At 64.9% G+C, this 24,904-nt stretch carries 17 protein-coding genes; 8 read left to right on the top strand and 9 right to left on the bottom strand.

Annotated features, from left to right (window positions below):
- Positions 1-28: 28 nt before the first annotated feature.
- The 3 genes from recC to recD are packed head-to-tail and all read left to right on the top strand — an operon-like array spanning position 29 to position 8,618.
- Complete coding sequence (gene recC, locus EV700_RS13985) at positions 29-3,280, top strand: exodeoxyribonuclease V subunit gamma (RefSeq protein WP_130414873.1); 3,252 nt, start codon at positions 29-31, stop codon at positions 3,278-3,280.
- Positions 3,277-6,951, top strand: coding sequence for an exodeoxyribonuclease V subunit beta (gene recB, locus EV700_RS13980; RefSeq protein WP_130414871.1), 3,675 nt, complete (start codon positions 3,277-3,279; stop codon positions 6,949-6,951). The genes recC and recB overlap by 4 nt, the downstream gene beginning before the upstream one ends.
- Positions 6,948-8,618: an exodeoxyribonuclease V subunit alpha gene (gene recD, locus EV700_RS13975; protein ID WP_130414869.1), complete on the top strand. Its 1,671-nt coding sequence runs from the start codon at positions 6,948-6,950 to the stop codon at positions 8,616-8,618. The genes recB and recD overlap by 4 nt, the downstream gene beginning before the upstream one ends.
- Here the strand turns inward: recD and EV700_RS13970 are convergent.
- Positions 8,611-10,563, bottom strand: a complete 1,953-nt coding sequence (locus EV700_RS13970; protein ID WP_130414867.1) for an NACHT domain-containing protein — start codon at positions 10,561-10,563, stop codon at positions 8,611-8,613. The two genes, recD and EV700_RS13970, sit on opposite strands and share 8 nt — an antisense overlap.
- A 475-nt stretch (positions 10,564-11,038) precedes the next feature.
- On the opposite strand from EV700_RS13970, the gene EV700_RS13965 reads away from it, so the two are divergent.
- On the top strand, positions 11,039-11,356 hold the full coding sequence (locus EV700_RS13965; protein WP_130414865.1) for an addiction module antidote protein: 318 nt from the start codon (positions 11,039-11,041) through the stop codon (positions 11,354-11,356).
- A gap of 186 nt (positions 11,357-11,542) precedes the next feature.
- Here the strand turns inward: EV700_RS13965 and EV700_RS13960 are convergent, their stop codons facing one another.
- Both EV700_RS13960 and EV700_RS13955 read right to left on the bottom strand, forming a co-directional pair.
- A complete protein-coding gene (locus EV700_RS13960) occupies positions 11,543-11,950 on the bottom strand; it encodes a hypothetical protein (RefSeq protein WP_341272946.1) in 408 nt (135 codons plus the stop codon).
- Positions 11,951-11,955: 5 nt separating this feature from the next.
- Entirely contained in the window at positions 11,956-13,305 is a 1,350-nt protein-coding gene (locus EV700_RS13955; protein WP_130414861.1) for a TM2 domain-containing protein, read from the bottom strand.
- A 200-nt stretch (positions 13,306-13,505) separates the two neighbouring features.
- On the opposite strand from EV700_RS13955, the gene EV700_RS13950 reads away from it, so the two are divergent.
- Positions 13,506-13,934, top strand: coding sequence for a hypothetical protein (locus tag EV700_RS13950; protein WP_130414859.1), 429 nt, complete (start codon positions 13,506-13,508; stop codon positions 13,932-13,934).
- A gap of 19 nt (positions 13,935-13,953) precedes the next feature.
- A complete protein-coding gene (locus tag EV700_RS13945) occupies positions 13,954-15,069 on the top strand; it encodes a heme-binding protein (protein WP_165391488.1) in 1,116 nt (371 codons plus the stop codon).
- Here the strand turns inward: EV700_RS13945 and EV700_RS13940 are convergent.
- Positions 15,066-15,638 carry a nuclear transport factor 2 family protein gene (locus EV700_RS13940; RefSeq protein WP_130414855.1) on the bottom strand — a complete coding sequence of 191 codons (573 nt, stop codon included), beginning with the start codon at positions 15,636-15,638 and terminating at the stop codon, positions 15,066-15,068. The genes EV700_RS13945 and EV700_RS13940 overlap by 4 nt on opposite strands.
- 133 nt (positions 15,639-15,771) lie before the next feature.
- On the opposite strand from EV700_RS13940, the gene EV700_RS13935 reads away from it, so the two are divergent.
- On the top strand, positions 15,772-16,719 hold the full coding sequence (locus EV700_RS13935; protein WP_130414853.1) for a GlxA family transcriptional regulator: 948 nt from the start codon (positions 15,772-15,774) through the stop codon (positions 16,717-16,719).
- Between the two features lie 66 nt (positions 16,720-16,785).
- Positions 16,786-17,253 (top strand): DUF6630 family protein, encoded by a 468-nt coding sequence (locus EV700_RS13930; protein ID WP_130414851.1) that lies wholly within the window; start codon positions 16,786-16,788, stop codon positions 17,251-17,253.
- 6 nt (positions 17,254-17,259) lie between these two features.
- Here the strand turns inward: EV700_RS13930 and EV700_RS13925 are convergent, their stop codons facing one another.
- The 5 genes from EV700_RS13925 to EV700_RS13905 form a co-directional block, all read right to left on the bottom strand.
- Positions 17,260-18,444: a vWA domain-containing protein gene (locus EV700_RS13925; protein ID WP_130414849.1), complete on the bottom strand. Its 1,185-nt coding sequence runs from the start codon at positions 18,442-18,444 to the stop codon at positions 17,260-17,262.
- Positions 18,441-20,798 (bottom strand): DUF5682 family protein, encoded by a 2,358-nt coding sequence (locus tag EV700_RS13920; RefSeq protein WP_130414847.1) that lies wholly within the window; start codon positions 20,796-20,798, stop codon positions 18,441-18,443. The genes EV700_RS13925 and EV700_RS13920 overlap by 4 nt, the downstream gene beginning before the upstream one ends.
- Positions 20,799-20,820: 22 nt before the next feature.
- Positions 20,821-21,900 (bottom strand): ATP-binding protein, encoded by a 1,080-nt coding sequence (locus tag EV700_RS13915; RefSeq protein WP_130414845.1) that lies wholly within the window; start codon positions 21,898-21,900, stop codon positions 20,821-20,823.
- Positions 21,901-21,962: 62 nt separating this feature from the next.
- Positions 21,963-23,474: a DUF5691 domain-containing protein gene (locus EV700_RS13910; protein ID WP_130414843.1), complete on the bottom strand. Its 1,512-nt coding sequence runs from the start codon at positions 23,472-23,474 to the stop codon at positions 21,963-21,965.
- The gene (locus tag EV700_RS13905) at positions 23,471-24,787 is read right to left on the bottom strand and encodes an SWIM zinc finger family protein (protein WP_130414841.1); all 1,317 of its coding nucleotides are present in this window, start codon (positions 24,785-24,787) and stop codon (positions 23,471-23,473) included. Before EV700_RS13905 ends, EV700_RS13910 begins: the two co-directional genes overlap by 4 nt.
- Between the last annotated feature and the right edge of the window lie 117 nt (positions 24,788-24,904).

The raw sequence follows: 24,904 nt of genomic DNA, 5'->3' as shown, positions 1-24,904 counted from the left end.
GGTTCCCCCCAGCCTAGGGAAAAAACAAATGCTCACCATCACCCAATCCCACGACCTGAACACCCTGTTCGACGCCCTCAGCCTGGCGTTGGGCGACCCGGTGAGCGACCCCCTGCAACCCCTGACCGTCCTCGTCCCCACCATCGCCCTGGGCCGCTGGCTGGAGCTGCGCTGGGCCGAACGCTTCGGCATCGCCGCCCACTTCGCCATCCAGTACCCCATCAGCTTCCGCTGGCAGTGCTACAAGCAGGTGCTGGACAGCAACGAACACACCCAGTCACTGCCCCGCGAACTGATGCAATGGCGGCTGTTCGAACGCCTCGGCCACCTGCCCGACGACGACCCCGACTTCCACCCCCTGCGCGCCTACCTGCAACGCACCCCCAACCCGGTGCTGGGGCGCTGGCAACTGGCGGGCCGCATCGCCCAGGCCTACGCCGACTACGTCAGCTACCGCCCCGACTGGCTGGAACGCTGGCGGCAGGACGGACGCCTGCCGCACGACTGGACGCATCAGGCCTGGCAGGCGCGGCTGTGGCAGGAACTGTTCGCCGAGACCTTCGCCGAGGGCGGACAGCTTTCCACCCGTTACCTGCACGCGCTGGCCGAACAACCGGCGCTGCGCCGCCACCTGCCGGAACGGCTGGCCGTGTTCACCACCGTGCGCCTGCCGCCGCCGGTGCTGCACTTCTTCCAGGCGTTGTCGCCCTATACCGAGCTGCACTGGCTGCACCTCAACCCCTCACGCGAATACTGGGCCGACGTGGTGGACCCGCGCTGGCTGGAAAAGATGCGGGTGCTGCAGCCGCACAAGGTGGCCTACCACAGCGCCGGGCATCCGCTGCTGGCGGCCTGGGGCAAGCAGGCCCGTGACAATTTCCGCCTGCTGGCCGACCTGTCCGGCGGCGAACACGACAACGACTGGCGCGACCTGTTCCCGCCGCTAGAGGGCGACAGCCTGCTGCGCCGTCTGCAACACAGCCTGCACACGCTGGAACACCAGCACGGTGATGACCTGCCGTTCTGGTCGCTGGCGGACAGCGATGTCTCGCTGCAAATCCACAGTTGCCACAGCCTGACCCGCCAGCTGGAGGCGCTGCATGATCGCTTGCTGCACCTGTTCGCCCTTCACCCCGACCTGAAACCGCAGGATGTGGCGGTAATGCTGCCCGATGTGGTCACCGCCGCCGGGGCTATCGAGTCGGTGTTCGGCACCGTGCCCGCCGCGCGCCGCATTCCCTGGCAACTGACCGGCGTGCCCAAGGCCGAGGAAAATACCCTCTGGCAGGCCTTCCACGGCCTGTACCAGCTGACGCAGACACGGTTGGCGCAGTCGGCGCTGCTGGATTGGCTGGCGCTGCCGCCGGTGGCCGCCTATTACGGGCTGGAAGCCGCCGATATCGAAAAGGCCGCCGGGCTGCTGCAACAGGCCGGGGTCTATCGCGGGCTAGACGGCCAACACCGCGCCCGCCAGAGCGGCGATGCCGAGGATCTGGACGACACCCACACCCTGCTGTTCGGGTTGGAACGGCTGCTGCTGGCCATTGCCCTGCCGCCGGAATTCGACGGACTGGCGGGCGGCCTGCAGCCGGTGGGCGGGGTGGAGGCGGGGCAGTTCGCGCTGATCGGCGTGCTGACCCGCGCCGTGACCGACCTGGCGCTGCGCCGCGACTGGTGGACACAGGCGCGGCCGGTGGAGGAATGGCTGGCGGTCCTGCGCGGCGACCTGCTGGGTTTCTTCGGCAGCCTGGCCGGGGAGTACGCCCTGCGCGGGCTGGAGCGGGCGCTGGACGACATTGAACGCCACGCCGGCAATGCCAAGGTCAGCGAGCCGGTGCCGCTGTTCCTGCTGCTGCGCGAGATCGACCAGCGGCTGGACAGCGAAGCGCCGGAGCCGCTGCCGGGCGGCTCGGTCACCTTCAGCCGTATCGGCGCGCTGCGCAACCTGCCGTACCGCGTCATCTGCCTGCTGGGGCTGGAAGACACCAGCTTCCCGCGTCGCGATCCCTTCAACGAATTTGACCTGCTGCGGCTGGACCCGCAGCCCCGGCCCGGCGACCGTTCCCGCCGCGACGATGACCGCGGTGCCTTCCTCGACGCGCTGATGGCCGCCCATGACCACTTCCTGCTGTTCTACAACGGCCACAGCAACAACCAGTCGGCGGAATTCCCGCCGTCGATCCTGATCGGTGAGTTGCTGGATTACCTGGGCACGCGGGTGGAGGGCGGCGCGAAAGCGCTGAAGGCGCAGTGCGTCTACGAGCATCGCCTGCAAGCCTTCAGCCCGCGCTATTTCGAGCCGGACAGCGCCCGCCTGTTCAGCCACGCCGCCGACTGGCTGCCCGCCGCCCGCGCCGTGCAGAAACCGGAAAGCGTGCTGCCGCCGTTCGTGAATGCCGAACTGCCGCCCGACAGCGACACCCCGCAACTGACGCTGGAATTGCTGCAACGCTTCTTCAAGCATCCCGCCGAATTCTTCCTGAAAGTCGGGCTGAAGCTGCGGCTGGAAAGCCTGGATGACTCCCTGCACGACGAGGAGCCGCTGCAACTGAACCACCTCGACAAGTGGCAGCTGCGGTCGAAGCTGTTCCACGCCCGGCATCAGGCCGAGCCGGTGCTGCGCGCCAGCGGGGCGTTGCCGGTGGGCACGGTGGGCAGCGTCTACTGGACGCAAGCGCAGCAAAGCTTGCACGACCTGCAAAGCGCGTGGGAGCGGGTCAAGCGCGAAGTGACGCCGGTGCGCCACGACCTGCAACTGCGCGGTTATCGCCTGTCGGTGGACCTGCCGCCGCTGGACGAGCCGTACCAGCCCGGTTATCAACTCTCGAAGCAGTCCGCCAAGTATCTGGTGCGGGCGTGGCTGGCGCACCTGCTGTGGCAGGTGGCGGGGGCGGGACGGCGCACGCTGTGGCTGTTCCTCGATGGCCCGGCGTGGTTTGAAGGCTTGGGTGCCGACGAGGCCGCCGAGCAGCTGGACCGCTGGATGGAGGCCTATGACCGGGGCCAGCGCACGCCGCTGCTGTTGCCGCCCGACGCCGCCTGGGAATACGCAAAGGGCGCGGTGAAGGACGAGGCCAAGGCCCGCGCCAAGCTGGAGAAGGCTTGGGAGGACGTGGTGGCCGACAGCCTGTGGAAGCGGGTGCTGAGCGCCGAAGATCAGGAGCGGCTGCCGGAGAGCGTGACCGGCGAGGCGCTGCGCCTGTTCGGGCCGTTGAAGGCGGCGTTGCAGGAAGGGACGTGGGAGGATGTGGGGGTGTTGGTGGGAGGGAATGAGGCATGAGCGAGCTGAAAAAAATCCCCGCGATAGACGCCCCCCTCTCCGGCGTGCAACTGATCCAGGCCTCGGCCGGCACCGGCAAGACCTGGACGCTGTCGGCGCTGTTTGCGCGACTGGTGCTGGAGCGCGGGCTGGAGCCGAAGCAGATTCTGGCCATCACCTTCACCAAGGCCGCCGCCGCCGAGCTGCGCGACCGCATCCGCAAGCGGCTGGTGGAAACGCTGGCCGCCGTGCAACGCGCCGAAGACGGCGAGGCGGTGGACGATCCGTTCTACACGCCGCTGCTGGCGCGGCTGACCGACCGCACCACCGCACGCATGCGGCTGAAGCAGGCGCTGGCCGATTTCGACCTGGCCACCATCACCACCATCCACGGTTTCTGTCAGGGCGTGCTGAGCGAGCAGGCGCTGGCCAGCGGCGCACCGCTGGACGTGGAAGTGATCACCGATACCTCGCCCTTGCTGCGCGAGATCATCCAGGATTTTTGCCGCCGGCAGTGGCGGCAGGCCGACCCGCTGCTGGTGAGCTATTACCTGAATACCGGCGCCTTCAGCCTGGGCGAGTTGCAGAAATTCGTGCAGGGCGTGTTGAACCAGGGCCAGGCGCAACTGTTCATCGGTGCGGATTCCGGCAACGACGCGGCGCTGACGCGCGGCAAGCAGCAGTTGGATGCGTTGCAAGTCTTGTGGCAGCAGGAACAGGCTGCCGTGCGCGCGCTGCTGGCCGAACACGGTCACATGCTCAGTCAGACCAGCTACAAGCCCGAGCTGATCCGCAAGGGGCTGGGCGCGCTCGACCGCTTCCTGCGCGACCCGTCGGCGGGGCTGGCGGAATTCATCGGCAGCGGCAGCACCGCCGCCAAGGCCTTCCTGAAGGTGATCGAAAATTTCAGCAGCGACAAGTTGCAGGAGAAGACCGCCAAGAAGTACGCCGGGCAATTCCCGCATCACGCCCTGTTCGACGCCCTGCACGATCTGCCAGAGCAACTGGAAGACTGCCGCGCCGCCATCCAGCGCCAGAGCCGCCTGTTCCGCCAGCAACTGGCCGTCTATTGCCAGGAAACCCTGACCCGCCGCCTGCAACAGCAGCAGGCGCAGAATTTTGACATGCAGATCAAGGGACTGGCGCAGGCGCTGGGCGATGCCGACACCGGCCCGGGGTTGGCCGAGGCCTTGCGCGCCCGCTATCCGGCGGCGCTGGTGGACGAATTCCAGGACACCGACGACGCCCAGTACCGCATCCTGCAGGCGGTGTACCTGAACGCCGACCCGGCCGACAGCGTGCTGTTCCTGGTGGGCGACCCGAAGCAGGCGATCTACCGTTTCCGGGGCGCGGACGTCTATACCTACCTGCGCGCCTACGACGACGTGCCCGACAGCGCCAAGCACGACCTGGCCGACAACCAGCGCTCGGTGAAACCGCTGATCGAGGCGCTGAACGCCTTCTTCGCCCAGAAAGACGATGCCTTCTGGCCCCGGCCGGAGCAGGGGGAAGATCAGGCAAAAATCACGTATACCCCGGTGGGCAAGGGCGCCAAACCCTGCGCGGCGCTGGTGGACCTCCGCGAAAGCGCAGGGACCGACCGGCAACCGCTGCGCTTCCTGACGCCTGACGGTGACTGCGGCAACAGCAAGGACGACGGCGTGCGCTGGGCGGTGCGCGCCACCGTCAACGAGATCGTGCGCTTGCTGCACGGCGCGCAAGAGGAAAAGCTGCTGCTGGACGGCAAGCCGGTACAGGGACGTGACATCGCCATCCTGGTGCGGGCGCATTATCAGGCCGACCAGTTGCGCCGCGAGCTGGCCCGCGCCGGGGTGAAGGCGGCGATGCAGTCGAACGAGAAGGTGTTCGCCAGTGCCGAGGCCGAGGACTTGTCGCAGCTGCTGGCGGCGATGGCCGAGCCGCACCACGAAGGCAAGGTGCGCGCCGCGCTGGCCACCCGCCTGTGCGGGGCGACGGTGGCCGATTTCCTGCGCTGGCAGACCGACACGGCGGGCTGGACCGAGCAGCTGCAACGCTTCCAGGACTACCAGCAGACCTGGCTGCGGCGCGGCTTCATGGTGGCCTGGCGGGAATTCCTGCAACGCGACAGTGTGGTGGCGCGGGTGGCGACGCTGCCCGGCGGCGAGCGCATTCTCACCAACCTGTTGCATCTGGCCGAACTGCTGCATGAAGAAGACCGCCAGCGCGACGGCCAGCACCACCTGTGCGAATGGCTGGCGCAGCAGCGCCGCCAGCCGCAGGACAGCGCCAACGCCGAACTGCGGCTGGAAAGCGACGAGAACCTGGTGAAGATCCTCACCATCCACGCCTCGAAGGGGCTGGAATATCCCATCGTCTTCGCGCCGGTGCTGTGGACGCCGCCCGACCCGAACCGGGGCACGCCGTTCTATCACAAGGACGGTGAAGCCATTTTTGACCTTCGGGATGACCTGGATCCCGGTGATCAGAAGCTGCTGGAAAGAGAAGTGCTGAGCGAAGACCTGCGCCTGGGCTACGTGGCGCTGACCCGCGCCGCCCAGCGCTGCTATGTCGCCTGGTTCCCGGTGGATACCGCCAAAACCACGGTGGACGATTCCTGCCTGGGCCACTGGCTGCCGCAGGGCGAGGGCAGCCTGCACGCCCTGAGCGAGCAGCATCCCGGCCTGATTGCCGTGCAGCCGGTGGCGTTCGACGCCGTGCAACGCCTGCCCGCGCGCGGCGACCGCCTGCCCGAACTGCGCGAAACCCCGGCCCCGGCCGTGCCCGGCGGCTGGCGCGTCACCAGTTTCAGCGACCTGAACAACAACAGCCAGCCGCAGACCATCACGCTACCCGCCGCGCCCGTGACCCCCGACGACACCGCCGCCGACCACGACCGCGACGCCCCGCAGCCGGTGCTGGACCCCGCGCCGCCGCTGGCCGAACTGCCGCTGCGCTTCCGCTTCCCGCATCCGGCGCGGTTGCCCGCCAGCGTCACCGGCAACTGCCTGCACGGCCTGTTCGAGCATCTGGACTTCACCCGGCCGGTGGCGCAGCAGAGCACCGAGCACGGCCACGCGCTGGTGGAACGGCAACTGCGCCGCTACGGCGTCCTGACCGGCGACGACACCGACACCCCGCTGCTGGTGCAGGACGTGGCCGACTGGCTGGACGAAGTGCTGGCCACGCCGCTGGCCCCCGGCCTGCGCCTGGCCGACATTCCCCGCGCCCACACCCTGCGCGAGCTGGACTTCCACCTGCCGCTGCCCGCGCTGCGCACCCGCGCGCTGGTGGACACCCTGCGCCAGGCCGGGCTGCCGGTGCCGGAACTGGGCGACCAGACCATTCGCGGCTTCCTGAAAGGCTCCATCGACCTGGTATTCCGCCATGAAGGCCGCTGGTACGTGGCCGACTACAAGAGCAACCGCCTGGGCCACGACTACGCCGCCTTCGGCCCGCACGGGCTGGCGCAGGCCATGGCGCACGGCGGCTATCACCTGCAGGCCGCGCTGTACGCCGTGGCGCTGCACCGCTGGCTGCGCAGCCGCCTGCGCGACTACGACCCCGCCGTGCATCTGGGCGGGGTCTATTACCTGTTCATCCGCGGCATGCACCCGGCGCAGGGCGCGCACGGCGTCCACGCCTGGCAGCCGTCCGTGGCGCTGCTGGACACCCTCAGCCAACTGCTGGCCGCCGAGGAGGCGACAACATGACCTTGCCCTTCACCGCCACGCTGTCCAGCCAACCCGGACAGACCGATGATGCCCCCGCCTGGAGCGCCGGACTGGCCGAACTGCTGGCCAGTCTGCACCAGCGTGACGGCGGCGACCCCGCGCAGGCCGGACGGATCCGCGACTGGGTGCGGAAACTGGCGGCAGGGCTGGCGCAGGGCCATGTCTGCCTGGTGGACGAACACGCGCCTTGGCGGAACCTGTCTTCGCCGGTGCTGGTGGACGCCGCCCGCGCCGCCGACACCGTGGCGCCGCTGGTGGCCGAAGACGAACGGCTGTACCTGTACCGGCACTGGCAGGCGGAAACGCAGCTGGCGCAAGCCCTGAGCGCGCTGGACGAAGCCGTGGGCGACGCCGCGCCGGTGGCCGCGCATCACCTGGACGGCCTGAACGAACGGCAGCGGCAGGCGGTGGCCATGGCCACGCAGCGCCGTTTCAGCCTGATTACCGGCGGCCCCGGCACCGGCAAGACCTACACGCTGGTGCGCATCCTGCTGGCGCTGCTGGAACAGAACCCGACGCTGCACGTGGCGCTGGCGGCCCCCACCGGCAAGGCCGCCGCGCGCATGTACGAAGCCCTCAGCGCCGCGCTGGCCAAAGCCACCGGCGTCACCGACGCCATGCGGGCAGCGCTGCCGACCTCGGCCAGCACCCTGCACCGGCTGCTGGGCATCCAGTACGACCGCCCGGCGCAATACCACGCCGCCAATCCCTTGCCCTTCGACCTGGTGATTGTGGACGAAGCCTCGATGATCGACCTGCGGCTGGCCTCGCAACTGCTGGCCGCCATCGACCCGCGCCGCACCCGGCTGATCCTGCTGGGCGATGCCAACCAGCTGGCGGCGGTGGAAGCGGGGGCGGTGCTGGAGGAAATGGGCCGCGCCCCGCGCTTGCAGGCGGCGCGGGTGGCACTGAACGAAAGCCAGCGTTTTGGCGCGGACAGCGGCATTGGCCGGCTGGCGGCGGCCATTTGCGCCGGCGACAGCGCGGCGGTGCTGGGCTTCCGGCGGCAGGGGCTGGACAAGGTGCGCTTTGAGGATTTGCCGGGCGCGGAGGCGCTGGCCGAGGCCTTGTTCCGGGGCTATGCGCCCTATGTGGACGCCTTGCGCGGCGGGGCGGACACCGAGGCGGTGCTGGCGGCCTTCGGGCGATTCCGGGTGTTGTGCGCGTTGCGCGAGGGCACCACGGGGGTGGCGGGCCTGAACGAGCGGCTGACGGCGCGGCTGCGGGCGGCGCTGGGCCAGGAGGCGGGGGCGGCGTTGTGGTTTCACGGACGGCCGGTGATGGTGATGCAGAACGATTATGCGTTGAATGTGTTCAATGGCGATATCGGGGTGGCGTTGCGGTCGGCGGCGGGGCTGGAGGTGTTTTTTCCGGGGCGGGAGCGGGGGATTTCGGTGGCGCGGCTGGCGCATGTGGAGACGGCGTTTGCGATGACGGTGCACAAGTCGCAGGGGTCGGAGTTTGAGGAGGTGGCGGTGGTGTTGCCGGGGGCGGATTCGCAGGTGGTGTCGCGGGAGTTGTTGTATACGGGGGTGACGCGGGCGAGGGTGCGGGTGCAGGTGTGGGCGGGGGAGAGGGGGCTCTCCGTCGCGGTGGGGAGGCGGACGGAGAGGAGGAGTGGGTTGGGGGGGAAGGTAATTATGTAAGGCTGCTCAACAAGTCATCCACTCCATTACTTTTGTCTTTTGAAATAGCTTCAAGTTCGGCCAGCGCTTGTTTGTAGGAAAAGTGTATTCCAACGATAAAAGAAAATATCGAGTTCAAAGTAGAGAGGCTTGTAGGGTCATGAATCATATATTCATCAAGGCAATTGCTGTACCACTTTACTCTTTGCAAGACACCCTCCTTTAGCCCTTTCATTATGATACCTTCCATTTCAGGGTAGTTTGGTGTCTTGCCAAAAAGAGTAGGTGTCTTTTCTCTTAAAATGCGCATGATTTTTCGGTTTTTACTGGTGCTAATATATGCGTGAATGGGTTGGTGCTCAAAAATCCATAAGCATTCCTCGAGAATTACATGGTGTTGCTTGAACTTCTCTTTTAGAAGTTTTATATCGTCATGGTTCTCCCATACAGTGTCTTCTTCGCGGGTTAGTATTTGGAATCCGGCGTGGCCGCTAAAGCAAATGCATATGGCCTGATATGTCTCTTCTGTTTCTTTGGCTGTTGCAATGGTTCTGTTGTTGACAGCAGACTCATAGTAGTTAACAAATTCACTAATTACTTGATGACCTACGCTTGCTCGGAAGCTAGGGAAATCAATATCGGCACAGAGGGTCAGGATGTTATCTTGACTCTGGGTGTTATCGCTATTAAAAATTTTCAGTAATGTTTGTTGCTGTTTTTCTTTGGTGTCGTGACAAATAAACATCGAAGCGAAGTATTCCATAAGAGATTTATGTGACCATCGGACTACCGGGCCGTCTTTGATGAATAATGGGACTGTAGATGTTAGGTCTTTAACAAACTCAGGGGATGTTGTTTTTATTTCTGATATTGACTTTAGTAGTTTTGATACAACGATCTCCAGTTCGTCTTTAGTGAATTCAATTTTGCTATTGCTCATACACCAGAAGCCAAGTCTTCTGAGCACAGTATGAAACTCAGCAGAGTCGAGTTTAGAGTGCTTATCGCGAATATATCCAATTTCTTTGCTAAGGTCGTGGGATTCAAAGAGTGCATCGTAAACCTGAGCATAGAATAAGTGTCTTTTTTGGGGGATGACTGTTTTATGCCTGTATGAGCAAAATAGCAAGGAAACATATAACGGGGTGGATAAAAATTCTGTGATATTATATTGAGGCGATTTGCGAATTCCTTCAATTAGTTTTTTGGCAATGTCGCCACTAGGATCGTATCGGAAGAGCAGTGCGTAAGCCGTTTCCTGGCTAAGCTTATTAATTGAGAATGACTCAAAAGAGTGGAATTCTGAGATATATGACTCACGGCGAGATGTAATGATTATTCTAGGCTGTTCGAGCATATTGATGAAGTTGTGTATATGAGCGACTACTCTTCGTTTTAAATCGTTGGCAATTTCGTCCATTCCATCAAAGACAAAAGCTAATGGGAGCTGGTTTATAAAGCTTGAGTCAGTGAGTGGGGGTATTCCAAAAATACTAAGTATTTGCTCTTCGATAGGCTTGTCTTTGAGTTGGCGAAGTTCAATGAAAACAGGAATGTACTTGCCTGTTCTTATGGTGTTAAGAATTATTTTTTTTGAGAGTGTTGATTTGCCCATTCCGGCGTTATCGTTAATTATTATTTTTGTGTGGGTTGCAAAAATATCTGCTGAATCATCAATGATTATTCGCTCGTTGGTGGTTTCGTTGATGATTGTTAATGCAATATAAAGATCTTCGAGCTTTTTTGGGGTGTTCTGAAAGGCAATGGTGTTTATGATTGAACATTGGCCGGCAAGCTTTGCAAGATATTTGATTGAGGAGCTCTCAAAATTATCAGCGGCTTTTTTATTGGCTAGGAGAGATGCAATTTTGGCCTCTGCATGAGGCTTAATAAGCGTGTAAAAGATGCTTTTTGCTACGGGTAATGCGGCTTTCGTGGCGGCCTCAAGTGTCATTGTTTCAAGCATGTTAATTGAGCTCTTTTTGTGCATAACAGTGAAATTGTAATAGAGGTGTAAGGTGAGATAATCGCCTTATCCGCAATTACCCCGGATAAACCCCAAAATCTCATCCCCCACCCACGGGCAATTTTCAAGCAAATCCGGTAACTGTACCTTACTCAACGCCAGACTCACCGCATCCCCCAAAACCGACTCATCCTGATACTTGACCGTCACGGCAATCTCAGGAAAAACAAGCCCGTTTCGTGGAAGGAATTGGACGAGTGTAGACGGGAATTGGACGGGGTTCAACGCCTAGCCGTAGGGGCGCACTGCGTGCGCCCTCTCAGCCAAACACGACGTTTTCCCCGAAAATACCATCCTGTTCTGCGAAGAAGGGCGCAGGCACTGCGCCCCTGCGAGGGCTCGACAATTATCATGGCAGCAACTTTCCAATCAGCCGAAAGCAATGTAGCTTAAAGGCAACAAGAGGAAATCGCCCATGACCACCCCGCAAACCCGTCCTCACGACGACGCCATGATCGACATGCTGCGTCAACAGCCCGATTTTGCTGCCGAATACCTGCGCGTCGCCTTCGAGGAACTGGATGAAGAAGGTGGCGAGGCGGCTTTCCTGATGGCCCTGCGCCATGTGGTTGAAGCGCGCGGCGGCATGGCCCAGATTGCCGAAAAGGCGCAGTTATCGCGCGAAACCCTTTACCGAACCCTCTCCGCCAATGGCAACCCCACCCTCAAAACTCTCAGTGCGGTCATCCACGCCGCCGGGCTGCGTTTCGCGGATATTGCGCACGCGGCGTGAGGGTGGCCGTAGGGGCGCACTGCGTGCGCCCTCTCAACTAAACACGCATTTTCCCCGAAAATCCCACCCTGTTCACCGAAGAAGGGCGCAGGCACTGCGCCCCTACGACCGTCAAGGCGATTATTTCGACGAGCTTGGTGAATCGACGCCAACCGTAACCCCTGCGCTTCTCGTCAGCCCCACTGTTCAGGTTATCCGGAACAGCACAGCGTCCCCACGCTGGGCGGCTTGCTGGTAAAAGGCGATCAGGGCGTTGGCAATCCGGACAACCTCCTCGGGGCCTTCACCCCACGTTAGCCCCTCGCACATTTGCCGCAATGTTTCGGGCGCAAGTCCGGCCAGCTCGGAAGCCGTCAGGCGCACATCGCCGGAATAGGAGACGCCGGCCCCTTCCGGAATCCGATCGGTTGAACGAACACCGCGGATGCTGATGTTGCCAAACCTTTCGGTCAGCTCATACCAGATGTATTCCGCATCCGAGAAGCAGCGCGCCGGGTCCTTGTCCAGGTCATCACGCAGATCATCAATGGACAGCGAACCGTCCAGCAGATTATCCATCTGGTCATCCGTAATTGCGTAAAAACAGCCGCACATGCTCATCAGTTGATCCTCAGTGGGCGCATCGATTGACTTAAAGCCCGGTGGGAAAGCAGCGATTCGTTGTCATCCGTGCCTTCGTTGTCGCGGATGGTGATGACAACGGATGCGCCCTCGTGGCTGACGGTAAGGCAGTAGATTCGCTGTTGCGCGTCCTTTTTCCGGATTTCACGCTCCATGCGCGTCACGCCGTCTTCTCCCCAGATCCGGGAGGCGATCACTTGCCAGTCGGTTTCATCGATGTTCAGGAATTTCTGGAAGGCGATCTTGGCCAGAATGGCGACTTTGACATCGGGGCTAAGACTGGTGTCGTGCAACCCCAATTCATGAACCCGGCATTCAATACCGCCGCCGGGCGAGGTAAAGACCGCTGCCTGATTCTCTGTATCCCGGCGGGCAGTCCAGTCGCCGGGGATGGCGAAGGTCCACTGGCCTGCAGTCAGGCGTAATTGGCGACCCCGGGAGTCCACCAGCTTGCGGACGGGCGGAGAAGGGGTGGCAGAGGTGGCAGGTTGCGGTTCGTCCGGGGGTGGCGAGGCCAACTCCGCGGCCAGCAGGGCGGCGTTATAGTCGCGGACCATAAGGCCTGTCAGCAAGGAGTCCAGGGTCCATACGACGAACATGCCTATGAATATGGCGGTATGCAGGGTGAGCCAGACTCCGTCCAGAGGGGCCAGGTAAGTTTCCATCAACAAGCACAGTGCTAACAGACCCACCCAGGTAAAGCCGGTGGGGTATCGCTTCAAATAAAGCCGGTGAGCCCCTGTCAATCCGAAAAAGAGCCAGATCAGGTACGCAGAGAGATAACTTTTTTTCCCGGCCAAAGTGTTGCCGGGGCGAAGCTTGGATAAAGGTTTCCGGTCTACCGTTACCTGAGGAACCGCGTCAGGATTCCGAAGGATTTCATCCACGGCCTTCTCGAAATCCTGATCCCGGCGGCAGCTGCGCCAGTTTACCCGTGATTTCTTTTCAATTTCGACGATGGCGGATAACCGCAGGGAAGGGGCATGGGATGGAGGGGCCATGTTCTCCATGACAAAAAGTCGCGGCTTATGTTTCTGGTCCCGGAAGAGGCCGACATGGGAGGCCTCATTGAATACATGCTGCTGCGGTAACGTGCAGATGACCGCCTGACCGCCTTCGTGGGCCGGCCGGTACTGGCAGGTCAGCCCGGTTGCCGGAATGCGGTCACGGGCAGGGAACTGTTCGCCGATTTGCCGCCAACAGTCTTGAACTACCTCCAAAAGTGCATTGCTGCGGGCGAGATCGAATATTTGGCCGGAATTTTCCCTGAAGGCGTCAGCCAGTTCATATTTGACCGTAATGGCGTGTGGTCGCTGCTTTTTGCTCATCCTTGGAGTCTCTTTGTCCGATCTGAGGGTAAGTCACTATCTTCGCAGAGCCGGCTTTGCGGCGCATCGACAACATGTGTGACAACTATCACGAAATTATTTCATGATCGATCTATCAACATCACCATTGCGCTGTCGTGTTGACGCCGCCATCTCCGCTCTTTATTTTCAACCCCAGACACCCGCTCTGAGCGCCTGCCATGTCATCAACCACCTTTCAGAACCGCCCCGGCCTAATGGCCTGCGCTCTGATCGCTGTCAGCCTGATCCTCACCGGCTGCGGCGGCCCGCTGAAAACCCCACCGTTCAACGCCCGCCAGCAACTCAAGGCTGGCGAGTCCACCCGCAAGGACGTCCTGCGCCTGCTGGGCAAACCGGAGCAGGAAGCCGACATCCCGCGCTTCATGCTGCCCGACGAAATCAAGGGCAAGTGCCTGGCGTGGAGCGAATACCGGCTGCATGCCCTGATCTACAAGAAATACGACTACCTGAACCCGTACATGCACACCACCCGACAGGAAACCCAGGTGTACCTCACCCCGGCGGGGAAGGTTTGCGCCAGCGGATCGTGGGTGTGGGAGAACAATCACGAAAAAGTCTGGAAGTTCACGCAGCGGCCGGAGTTCTAAGCGGATGAAAACCCTGACCATGAAGTCTCTCCTCCTGGCCGCCGCCTGCTCGGCCGGTGCCGCGCAAGCCTTCGACTGCGTCGACATCCGCGACAGCAACCAGCGCGAAGCCTGCTACAAGAACAGCGCCGACGACCACTGGCGCAACAGCAGCGACTACCAGCGCATTCAGGAATACAACGCGCAACAGCGCGAGGCCGAACGCCGGGCGGCGGAGCAACGCCGCCTGGAGCAGGACCCGGCGTATCAGGCCCGCCTGCGGGAAGAGGCAAAGGCTCGTGCCGAAGACGAGGCCAAGCGCGCGAAGGCGGCTGAGGCGGAAGCCTATCGGCAATGGTTTGAGCGGATGGATCGCGAGGAGGCCGACAAGCGTTACTGGGCCAAGGAGAAGGCGGCGCAGTCAGTTCGGCTGAAAAAAATCCGCCAGCGCGTCAACGACCGGCTGGAAGCGGAGGTTGCACGTATTTTTGCCCCCGGCGCAGCCCCGGTTACGGCGGACGACTACGACCGGCTGGTGACGCTGTCGCTGCCGGAGTGGGACCTGATGCGTTATTGGGCCGATCAGGGCCTGCAGCGCTTTCCCCGCGAGTTCGCCTTCCGGCATGCCGTGGTGCAGACCATTGGCTGCGCCGGGAAAACCTATGCCGAAAACAGCCTGAAGAATGATGTGCGCTGCCCGCTCCCGGATTTTCCCTTCGCGACGTTCATGCAAACCGGGGAGGCCAGTCCGCGTGTGCTGGATCGCGCCGTGGCCTGCGGCTTGCGTTATCTGAAGCTGGAGAATTTCAGTCCTCCCGGCAGCTATGGAACTTATCTGGGAGTGACGCCCGCCATGATGGCGCCCTGGCTGGCGGACGAGGCGAAGCTGATGCAGGCGGCGCGCGAGTGTGAGAAGGCCTTGCCCGCCGGGGTGCAGGCCAACCCCGAGCTGCTGAAAAGGATAGCCGGCAGCCAGCGGCAATTTATGGATGAACCCCACTCCTGGGATGCGTACCGGCGCTGGCTGCTGGTGTCGGCGGGGACGTGGAACGGTCTGGATCTGGGCAACCCCGAGCAGGTGGAGGAAGGCATGAAACGCCTGGAGGCCGCCTATCATCAGGGGGCTGAAGGGGAGTGGGGGTATTTCCGGGATTAGCGTCCCTGTTCCTTACGGAAATCCGCCAGCCCCTTCGCCGCCAGCTTGCGAATCTTGCCCTGCACCAGCGGCGACCAGCCCAGCGCATAGCCCGGCGCGCCCAGCGCCTGACGGCTCCATTTCCACAGGTCAAAGCTGTCCTGCTGCACGGCAATCTTGCCGTCGCGGAATTCAAAGCGCGAATGGATGTCGTTGACCACGGTGCGGCCGGTCTGGCTGAAGGTGTAGGTGGCGATCCAGTGCGCCTCGCCAGTGTGCTCGTCGGCGCGGATGCCGTCGAATTTCAGGCTGAAATCCTGGGCCTTGCCGGTCAGCATGCGCCACATGTCGCCGGGTTCGCTGCCGGTCAGGTTGGTGAAGACCGGGTCGCTGAAGCGGGCGTCGGCGGCATAGGCGGCGGCCATGGCTTCACCGTCGCGGCGCTGGAAGGCGCGGTAGAAGTTCTCGATCAGCCGGGCGTTGGCCTGCGCGGCGGGCGAGGCCGAGGCTTGCGGCGCAGGGATGACGGCGGTGTGGGTGGCGCAACCGGTCAGCAGGCCGGCAAAGGCAAAGGCGGGAATCAGGCGCATGAGGTTTATCTCGGGGTGGGGTGCCGGTCTCGGCGATGAAGCCATTCTGCGCGTCGGCCCCGTTTCTGGCGGCTGGCAATAATGACAACTTTGTGTCTAAAATGGACGAAAGCCCGTCCCCCGGATCACCGTCATGCCCGTCATTGCCGTTTATGTCTGTGCGCAGACCGTCATCTCCAGCCTGTCCACGGCGCTGGACTGCTTCGCGCTGGCCAACCGTTTTGCGGGCAAGTCCCTGTTCCGCGTGCGCAAAATCAGCGCCGACGGTCAGCCGGTGATCACCGGCTACGGCGCGCTGGCGGTGGATGGCGGGCTGGAACTGGCGGCAGCGGCCGATCTGCTGCTGGTGCCCGCCATCGGTCAGGACATTGACCCGGTGCTGGCGGCGAATTCGCCTTTGCTGCGCTGGCTGGAACAGCATCCCGAGAGGGCGGTGGCCAGCATCTGCACCGGCGCATTCCTGCTGGCGGCGGGCGGGGCGCTGGACGGTTGCCGCGCCACCACCCATTGGGCCATGGCCGAGCCCTTCCGGCAGCGCTTTCCCCGTGTGCGGCTGGAAATCGACCAGTTGTTGACCCAGGACGGCAGCCGCTTCTGTTCCGGCGGTGCGCTGGCGGGCATCGACCTGTGCCTGCATCTGGTCAAGCTGCACGGAGGCGACTGGCTGGCGCGGCAGGTGGCGGCGGTGCTGGTGGTGGATTATGGGCGGGGTCCGCAGTCGCGCTTCGTGCCGCGCCTGCCCATGCCGCAGGAGCAGGACCCGGCGGTGGCCAACCTGCAACGGTGGCTGGAGCAGCATCACGCGCAAACCGTGACGCTGGAGGCCATGGCGGCGCAGCTGCATTGCTCGCCGCGCACGCTGCTGCGCCGCTTCAAGGAGGCCACCGGCCTGACGCCGAACGATTACCTGCAACGGGTGCGCATCAGCGCGGCGGAGTCGCTGCTGGCTTCCGGACGCCTGCCGGTGGAGCAAGTGGCGCTGCGCGTGGGCTATGAAAACCGGGCGGCCTTCGCCAAGCTGTTCAAGACGCTGACCGGGGAGACCCCGGCGGGCTACCGGCGGCGGTGTTTGCAGACCTGAAGGCATCCCCGGCCGCGCCTGAAATCCCTATAATCCCTGCATTGTTCACCGACCCAGGAATTCCCCATGTTGCCCGACCAGCAAGAATATGTCCGCCAGCTCTTCGAGCTGCTGATCTGGGACCAGCCCGCCAGGGCCGAAGCCGCCGTGGCCGATGTGCTGACCGAGGAGGCCCCCGATTTGCCCACCGCCCTGCGCCACGCCATGGGCGACCTGGCACCGTTCGCCGATTACAACCAGCTGGGCTTCCTGCTGGAGTACCTGAAGGAAATGGCGGCGGGGCGCGGCATCCTCAGCGATCTGGACGACGCCGACGAGGACAATTTCGATCTGGATGAGCCGGATGATTTCTTCGCCAAGATCCAGGCGATGCTGGTGGATTACGGCTATGACATCTGGCAATGGGAAACCGGCGACGATACCTTCTGCGCGGTGATCACCCGTACCGACGACCGCGCCGCGTTGGAGGTGCTGACCCGCAAGCTGGGGCTCACCGCCGGTCACGGCGCGCTGGTTTGTGCGGCGTATCTCTGAGCCGGGTCAACGTCCCCCTTTGGTCACGATGCCGTTTCTGGCGGCCCATTCCCCCACATCCTGCCGGTTCAGCACTGCCGCCATCAGCTCCGGGAACAGGTCGGGCGTGCAGGCAAAGGCCGGTGAGCCCAGCTGGCCGAACTGCGCCGCATGTTGCGGGTCATAGCAGGGTGCGCCTTCATCCGACAGCGCCAGCAGGGTCACCATGGTGACGCCGCTGGCGATGAGGCTGCCCACGCGCTTCAGCATGGCCTCGCTGTTGCCGCCTTCGATCAGGTCGCTGATCAGCACCAGGATTGTGTCTTCTGGCCGCCGCACCAGCCCCTGGCAGTAACTGAGCGCCTTGGTGATGTCGGTGCCGCCGCCCAGTTGGGTGGCGAACAGCACATCCACCGGGTCGGCCAGTTGCGGGGTCAGGTCCACCACGCTGGTGTCGAACACCACCAGCTGCGTGCTAACGGCGCGGAGGGAGGCCATGACCGCGCCGAAGATGCTGGCGTAGACCACCGAGCTGGCCATGGAGCCGCTCTGGTCGATGCAGAGGATGATGTCCTTCAGCGACTGCCGGTGCCGTCCGTAGCCGATCAGCTGCTGCGGGATGATGGTGTGGTACTCGGCCTGGTAATGCTGCATGTTGGCGCGCAGGGTGCGGCCCCAATCGACATCGCTGACCCGGCGCGGGCGACGGGTACGGCTGGCCCGGTTGAGGCTGCCGGTTATGGCCTGCTGCATCTTCTGCCCCAGCCGCCGCTCCAGGTCATCCACCACTTTCCGCACCACCAGCCGGGCGGTTTCCTTGGTCTTGGCGGGCATCAGGTGGTTCAGCGAGATCAGCGTGCCCACCAGGTGCACATCCGGTTCCACCGCCTGCAGCATTTCCGGCTCCATCAGCATGCGCTGCAGGTTCAGGCGTTCGTAGGCATCCTTTTGCAGCAGTCGCACCACGCTGGAGGGAAAGTACTGGCGGATGTCGCCCAGCCAGCGGGTTACCTTGGGGGCGGAAGCGCCCAGGCCGCCGTTGCGCGAGCCGTTGCGGTCGGGGGTGTGGCCGTCCTCGCCGTAGAGCGCGGCCAGGGCGGCGTCCATGCCCTGGTCGTGCTTGTCCAGCGCGAGGTCGTCGGGGCCGGTGCGGCCCAGCAGCAGGCGCCAGCGGCGGGCGCGCTGGCTTTCGGGGGACAGGGGTTGGCTCATGCCGCATCTCCGGTGGTGGGTTCGGGGAGGGAGGGGGCCGACAGCCCCAGCATGGCCGCCAGCACCGGCGCCACGCGGGCGGCGCGGCGGTTGTCCACCGGCGCGGCGGCGCTTGCGCCCGCCCCGGTGGCGCTCCCTTGCGCCTTGCCGGCCAGTTGCGTCCGTTCCGGCGCGGTGAAGGTGGCGACGGTGCGCCGCAGCAGCGGCAGGATCTGCACGAAATGTTCCTCGGCCAGCGTCAGCAGCCACTGGTCCACCAGCGCCCACAGCGACTGGTCGTGGATCAGGCTCAAGCCCTGTCCGGCCAGGAAGCCTTCGAACCAGGCAGCGGTGTGCTCGACGGGCCAGGACGCCGACAAGGCCCGCGAGAAGCGTTGCGCGGCTGCCTCCGCCGTCAGCAGTTCGTGCCCGGCCGACACCCGGCAGCACCAGCCCGCCAAAAGACCGTGCAGGCCGTTCTGGTCCGTCAGCCGCAGCAGCACCTTGTGCCACTCCGCCAGCAGTTCCGTTTCGTCCAGTCGTGTCAGCACGCGGTCCAGGGTTTTCAGGTGACCCAGCCACAGCTGCGCCGCTTCGTCGTTGAGGCTGCTGACGGCGGCGGGCAGGCCGATACAGATGCGCAGCACGAAGCTGGCCGTGACGGCGGCCAGGGCGTCGCTGCGGGTCTGGCGCACGTTGCTGTAACGCCAGGCGTTGGCCAGCGGTTCCAGCGCGGCAATCAGGTGGCTGATGTCGGCGGTGTGCGTGGACAGCGCCATGATGCGGTCGATCAGCAGCGGCAGCGCCGCGCCCAGATCGGCCACCAGCACCTGTTCCACCAGCCGCGCCAGCGCCGGGATGTCGGTGTTCTGCGCGGTATGGTGCTGCACATAGCGCGCCGCCGCTTCGTCCAGGGTCTGGCCCCAGATGGCGCTCTCCACCAGCTTCAGGCTGAAATCGGGTTGCCATTGCAGGCGCCACGCTTCCTTGAAGGTGCCCTTGCCGGAAACGTCAAGCGGTTGTCCCCAGGGAATGCCCAGCAGGCGCAGGCGGTGCAGGAAACGGCTCTTGGCCAGGCCCTGTTCCTCGCGCAGGTCCAGCTGCAGGTCGCGGCTGTCGGCTTCCACCTTCAGGCGCAGGCTCTTGCACTGTTTCTGGAAGTCGCTCTGCAAGGGCAGCGCGGGCATGTCGTCCGGGACTTCCCCCAGTTTTTCGCCCACCAGCAGCCGCTGGCTCAGCACCGAGGGCAGGGCGTCGCCGTGATGCAGCACGCTGACGATGGCTTCCTGCAGATCGTCCAGATCGGGCAAGTGCCGCCCGCGCAGCACGGCCAGGGCGCTGATGAGGCGACAGGCGTCGATCAGCTGGGCGCTGCTGGCATCCAGCCCCTCGGCGCGCAGGGCTTGCGCGAACTTGGCCAGCCAGCCGCTGCTGATGGCTTCGGGGTCGATGGCTTCCTTCCGGTAGTGTTCCCACAAGTGGCTGTACCAGCCCGGTGACTCGATGCCCGCGCCATAACCCTGGCGGCTTTGCAGACGGCCGTGCGTCCAGGGAATCCAGGCGGCCTGCACTTTCAGCTTGGCCAGTCCTTTCAGGCGGGCGGCGTCCTCCTTGCGGGTGGACTTGAGGTCCTGCAAGGCCGGGACATGCCAGGCGCCGCAGACCACGGCAATGCGCTGGAAACCGTCTTTCTGCGCCTGCCGCAAGCACTGGCGCATCTGCGCCTCGCGGCAGGTTTCGCGCTCGGCGTGGGGACCGCTGTCTTCCGGGAGGGCGGCGCGCACGGCCGTCATCGCCTCGGCGACGGCGGCGAAAACGCCGTCGGCGTGCGGCTGCTGCTCCACCAGGTGTTCCCAGAAGCGTTCGCTGTCATGGTAACCGGCCGCCTGCGCCAGCAGACCGATGGGGTCGTGGCGCACCGGACCGGGGGCTTCGCCGGTTTCCGGCCCGGAGGTTTCGGTGTCAGGATCGGCATCACAGCCGGTGTCGGCCGGTTCCGCCGGTTCGGCGTCCGGCGCTGCGGGCAGCCAGTTGTCGGCCAGGCTGATGGCCTGCGGCAGGTCGATCAGCCGCACCGGCACGGCGTGTTCGCGGGCATGGGCCAGCGCCTGCCATTCCGGGGAGAATTCGGCAAAGGGGAAGAAGGCGGCGCGCGGGCTGCTTTCGCCCTCGACGCTGCCGTACATCAGCATCGCCACCGGCGGCTTCATCTGCGCATGGCCCGCCAGCGGCAGGATGGCCTCGGCTTCCGGCGGGCCTTCCATCAGCAGCAGGTCGGGCTGCAGGCGGCGCAGGGCGGCCAGCAGGCTCCGCGCCGAGCCGGGGCCGTGATGGCGGATGCCGAAAAAGTGGAACGGGGAATTCGGGTCGTTCATGGTGATCCTTCCGGAGCCGCCCTCAGTCCAGCGCCCGGCAGGCGCGATACAGGTCCTTCCAGCCGTCGCGTTCCTTGACCACGGTTTCCAGGTATTCCTGCCACGGCGCGCGGTCCTGCACCGGGTCCTTCAGCACGGCGCCCAGCAGTCCGGCGGCAATGTCCCCGGCCGTGACCGTGCCGTCGCCGAAGTGCGAGGCCAGCGCCCAGCCGTTGCTCATCACCGAGATGGCCTCGGCGGTGCTGAGGGTGCCGCTGGGGCTCTTCAACTGGGTCTTGCGGTCTTCGGTGACGCCGTTGCGCAGTTCGCGGAAGATGGTCACCACGCGGCGGATCTGCTCGTCGGCGGGCGGCAGGTCGGGCAGTTCCAGCACCTTGCCCAGCGAGTCGACGCGGCTGCGGACAATGCGCATTTCCTCGTCCAGCGAATCCGGCACCGGCAGGATCACGGTGTTGAAGCGGCGCTTCAGGGCCGAGGACAGGTCGTTGACGCCCTTGTCGCGGTTGTTGGCGGTAGCGATGACGTTGAAGCCCTTCACCGCCTGGAAGTCAATGCCCAGTTCCGGCACCGGCAGGGTCTTTTCCGACAGCAGGGTGATCAGGGTGTCCTGCACGTCGGCGGGAATGCGGGTCAGTTCCTCGATGCGGGCCAGGCGGCCGTTGCGCATGGCGTTCAGCATCGGGCTGGGCACCAGCGCCTCGGGGCTGGGGCCCTTGGCCAGCAGCAGGGCGTAGTTCCAGCCGTAGCGCAGGGCTTCCTCGCTGGTGCCGGCGGTGCCCTGCACCAGCAGGCTGCTGTCGCCGCTGATGGCGGCGGCCAGGTGTTCCGACACCCAGGACTTGGCGGTGCCCGGCACGCCCAGCAGCAGCAGGGCGCGGTCGGTGGCCAGGGTGGCGACGGCGATTTCCATCAGGCGGCGGTTGCCGATGTACTTGGGGGTGATCTCGACGCCGTTGGGCAGCGTGCCGCCGATCAAGTAGGTGACCACCGCCTGCGGCGACAGTTGCCATTGCGGCGGGCGGGGCAGACGGTCGCTGTCGGCCAGGGCGGCGAGTTCGGCGGCAAACTGGCGTTCGGCGCGTTCACGGAGGACGTGGGTCATGTCGGGCATTCCTTTTTTGATGCAATAAGCGGGTTCGTTGTTGTCGGTCGGAAAGCGGGGAGTCAGCCGGCTTCCAGCGCGGTCAGGAAGGCGTGCCTGCCCTGCCAGGCGGCGGCCATGTCGGGCGGCGTGCCGGGAGGCGGGTCGGCGGCCACGCGGCGGTGGCCGTGTGCGGCCAGCTGGCGGCCCATTCCCTGCAGCAGCATCCGTTGGGCCTCGTGGGACGGGTGCTCCAGCCAGGGCCGCAGCAGGCCCAGCAGGGTGCGGGTGAACGCTTCCGACCATTCCCAGCCGGTCAGGCGGGCCAGCAGCTGGTTCAATTCCTGCAATCCGGCTCCGGGTTTCGTCTCATGGCGCACCCGGTCCAGCAGGGCCTGCTCGCGGTCGGCGGCGCCCAGGGCGTCCAGCAGCGGTGCGTCGTCGGCGCGGTGCTTGCGGCCGGCCGGGCTCAGCAGCGCCAGCAGCATCGGCGCATGACCTTCCGTCAGGGCGGCGGCGGCCAGACCCTGTTGCAGGGGGCTGGCCCAATCGGTCTTGGCGACGGCGGCCAGCAGGTTTTCCGGATCCAGACCGGTATGCGCCAGCAGCCAGCCGCAACCGGCGCCGGCCACGATGGTTCGCAGCCACACCGCCTTCTCGCCCAGCCCCTGCGCGCCGCCCGTGACCGGCTCCAGGCCGTCCCGTTGCAGGGCCGGGTCGAGGGCGTCCGGCGGCGTTACCTCCAGCGCCTTGCGCAGCAGGCCGCGCTTCACGTTGACCAGCATTGCACAGCGCTCGCGCAGACGTTGCCGCCAGGGAGAGTCGTCCAGCCGGGCCAGCAGGCCCAGCGCGGCTTCGCGCACCTGCTTGCTGCGGTCGTCCAGCAGGCTTTCCAGCCAGATGGCGTCGTCGGCCTGAAGACCGTGACGGCACAATTCCAGCCATTGCGCGCGCTGGGTGGCGGATTCGTCCGGCCACCGTTGTTGCAGCCAGTCGCGGGCGGCGGCGGGATCCTGTTGCCGCCAGCGGATCAGGTATAACTCCCGGGCGGCAGGTGCAGTGTCTTGCCAGAAACGGTCACGGATGCCGGGGTCGGCATCCAGCGGGAAGGTCGCGCCTTCCAGCCAACGCCACTCCGGGTTCTGTGCCGCCAGCCAGACACCGCGTGCGCCGGCGACCTGCCCCAATGGCAGGCGCCAGCCCTTGCGCGACTCTCCCAGCCGCAGCAGGTCGGGCAATAGGGTGGCGGCAGGATGGAAGCCGTGTTCGGCCATGGCCCGCAAGCATTCGGGCAGAAAGCTTTGCTGGTCGTTGGCGAGGGCGTTTTGCAGCCAGGGCCGGGCGGCGGCGGGCAGCGGTCGCAGGTGGGTTTCCGGGGCGGCGCTGTCCGGCGCGGCGGATTGCGGCAGGGTTTGCCCGGCGCGCTGCCAGACCATGGCCAGCGCCAGTTGCGCCAACAGGGCGCGTGGACCGTCGCGGTCGGGCAGGGAGTCCACGGCGCCGCGCAAGGCGTCCGGCCAGTCGGATACGGCGGTGGCGCGCGCCGACCCCAGCAGGGTATTCACTTCCAGTTGTTGCCAGAGGGTGTCCGTCACAGGAATTCCTCCCCGTTCCATGCATTCAGCAGCCGCAGTTCGCGGCCATCCCATTCGCCGAAGACCTGCAGCGGGTGCCCGCCGGACAGCGCCAGCAGCGCCCAGCCGTCGTGCACGCGCAGGGGTACGGTGCGGCCGTCGCGATCGCGCAGCCGCCAGTCGTGGCCGTCACGCAACACGGTGACGCCCGCCAGCAGCCAGGGCATTTCGGTCAGCAGCGGATTGAGCGCCAGTTGCGCGGCCTGGGCATCCAGCGCTTCGTCCAGGCTGTGATAACCGATCGCCCCGGTTAGCGGGCGCATGGCCGGGATGTCGGTGTCGCGCACCAGCGCCCGTTGCGGAGTGGCGGAAGGGTAGAAGCAGAGCCGGGCGGGCAGGGTCATGCCGGCCGGGTAAGGCGGGATCAGGTTCTGGTTGCCGAAGGCGAAGGACAATAGCAGCGCCCCCCGGCCGGATGTCCGACCCCAGAGCCACTGGCGGCGGTAGCGGCCGTTGCCGGTCTCCAGGTCTTCGTCCCGGTGCGCCAGCACCAGCCAGTCGTCCGCCAGCGGCGGTGCGGCCAGCACCTCTTCCTGAGCCACCGGCCAGCCGGTCAGGGCGCGGATGTCGGCTTTCAAGCCATCGGGCAGGGAGTCCTGGCGACCATAGCTTTCCGCCAGCAAGGCCAGGCGACCCAGAGCCATCGTCGCGGCCTGTTGCCAGTGCGCCACCCGCAGGGCGGAGGACAGTTCCTGCACCGCGGCGGCCAGGCCGGGGGCCTGCGCGTCCACCAGCCGTCCGGCCATGTGGTCGAAGTGGCTGCGCGCCAGCGTGCGGGCATGGGCAAGGCCGCCGCGCGCCAGATCGTCCAGCCACAGTTGCAGTTCCTGCAGGCCGCCCGCGACTTTCTTTTCGCGGGCGGCCACGCGCTTGGCCTGGGCGGCGGCATCCACCGTCTTTGCGGGGTCCTCGGCCCTGGCCTGCTTCTTGTCGGCGGCGGCCTGGCGTTTCTCCAGCCATTCCGCCACCCAGCCGGAGGGTTCGGCGGGCTCGAACAGGGCAAAGCTCTGGGCATAGCTCAGCACCAGCGCCAGCCCGTGCTTGCAGGGCTGCTTGCGGCTGGGGCAGGAGCACTTGAAGCTCAGGGCGTCCAGATCAAAGGCGGCGCGATAGACGGCGCTGCCCTGGATCTCGCCCCAGAGAACGGTCTGGTTGATGCGGAGGTGCTGCCACTGGCCGGGTTTGGCCAGCTTGCGGGCATTCTGGGCGGCGCTGTCGTCGGGAGCGAATTGCAGCGCTTGCTCGGGGGTCAGTCGGGGGTGGGTTGCGTCCATTTCTGCTTCAGGTCCGGGGGACCGGGAGTCCGGTCCGGTTCGAGCCAGACGATAGCACGGAAGGAACCGGGATTTGCAGCCGGGCGCCCGCTATTCGGTCAGTCAGATGACACAGCT

Origin of the sequence: Fluviicoccus keumensis (assembly GCF_004217445.1) — a bacterium.
GTDB lineage: Bacteria > Pseudomonadota > Gammaproteobacteria > Pseudomonadales > Moraxellaceae > Fluviicoccus > Fluviicoccus keumensis.
Note: the sequence above shows the minus strand (reverse complement) of the source record. Positions and strands in the feature narration are given on the sequence as shown.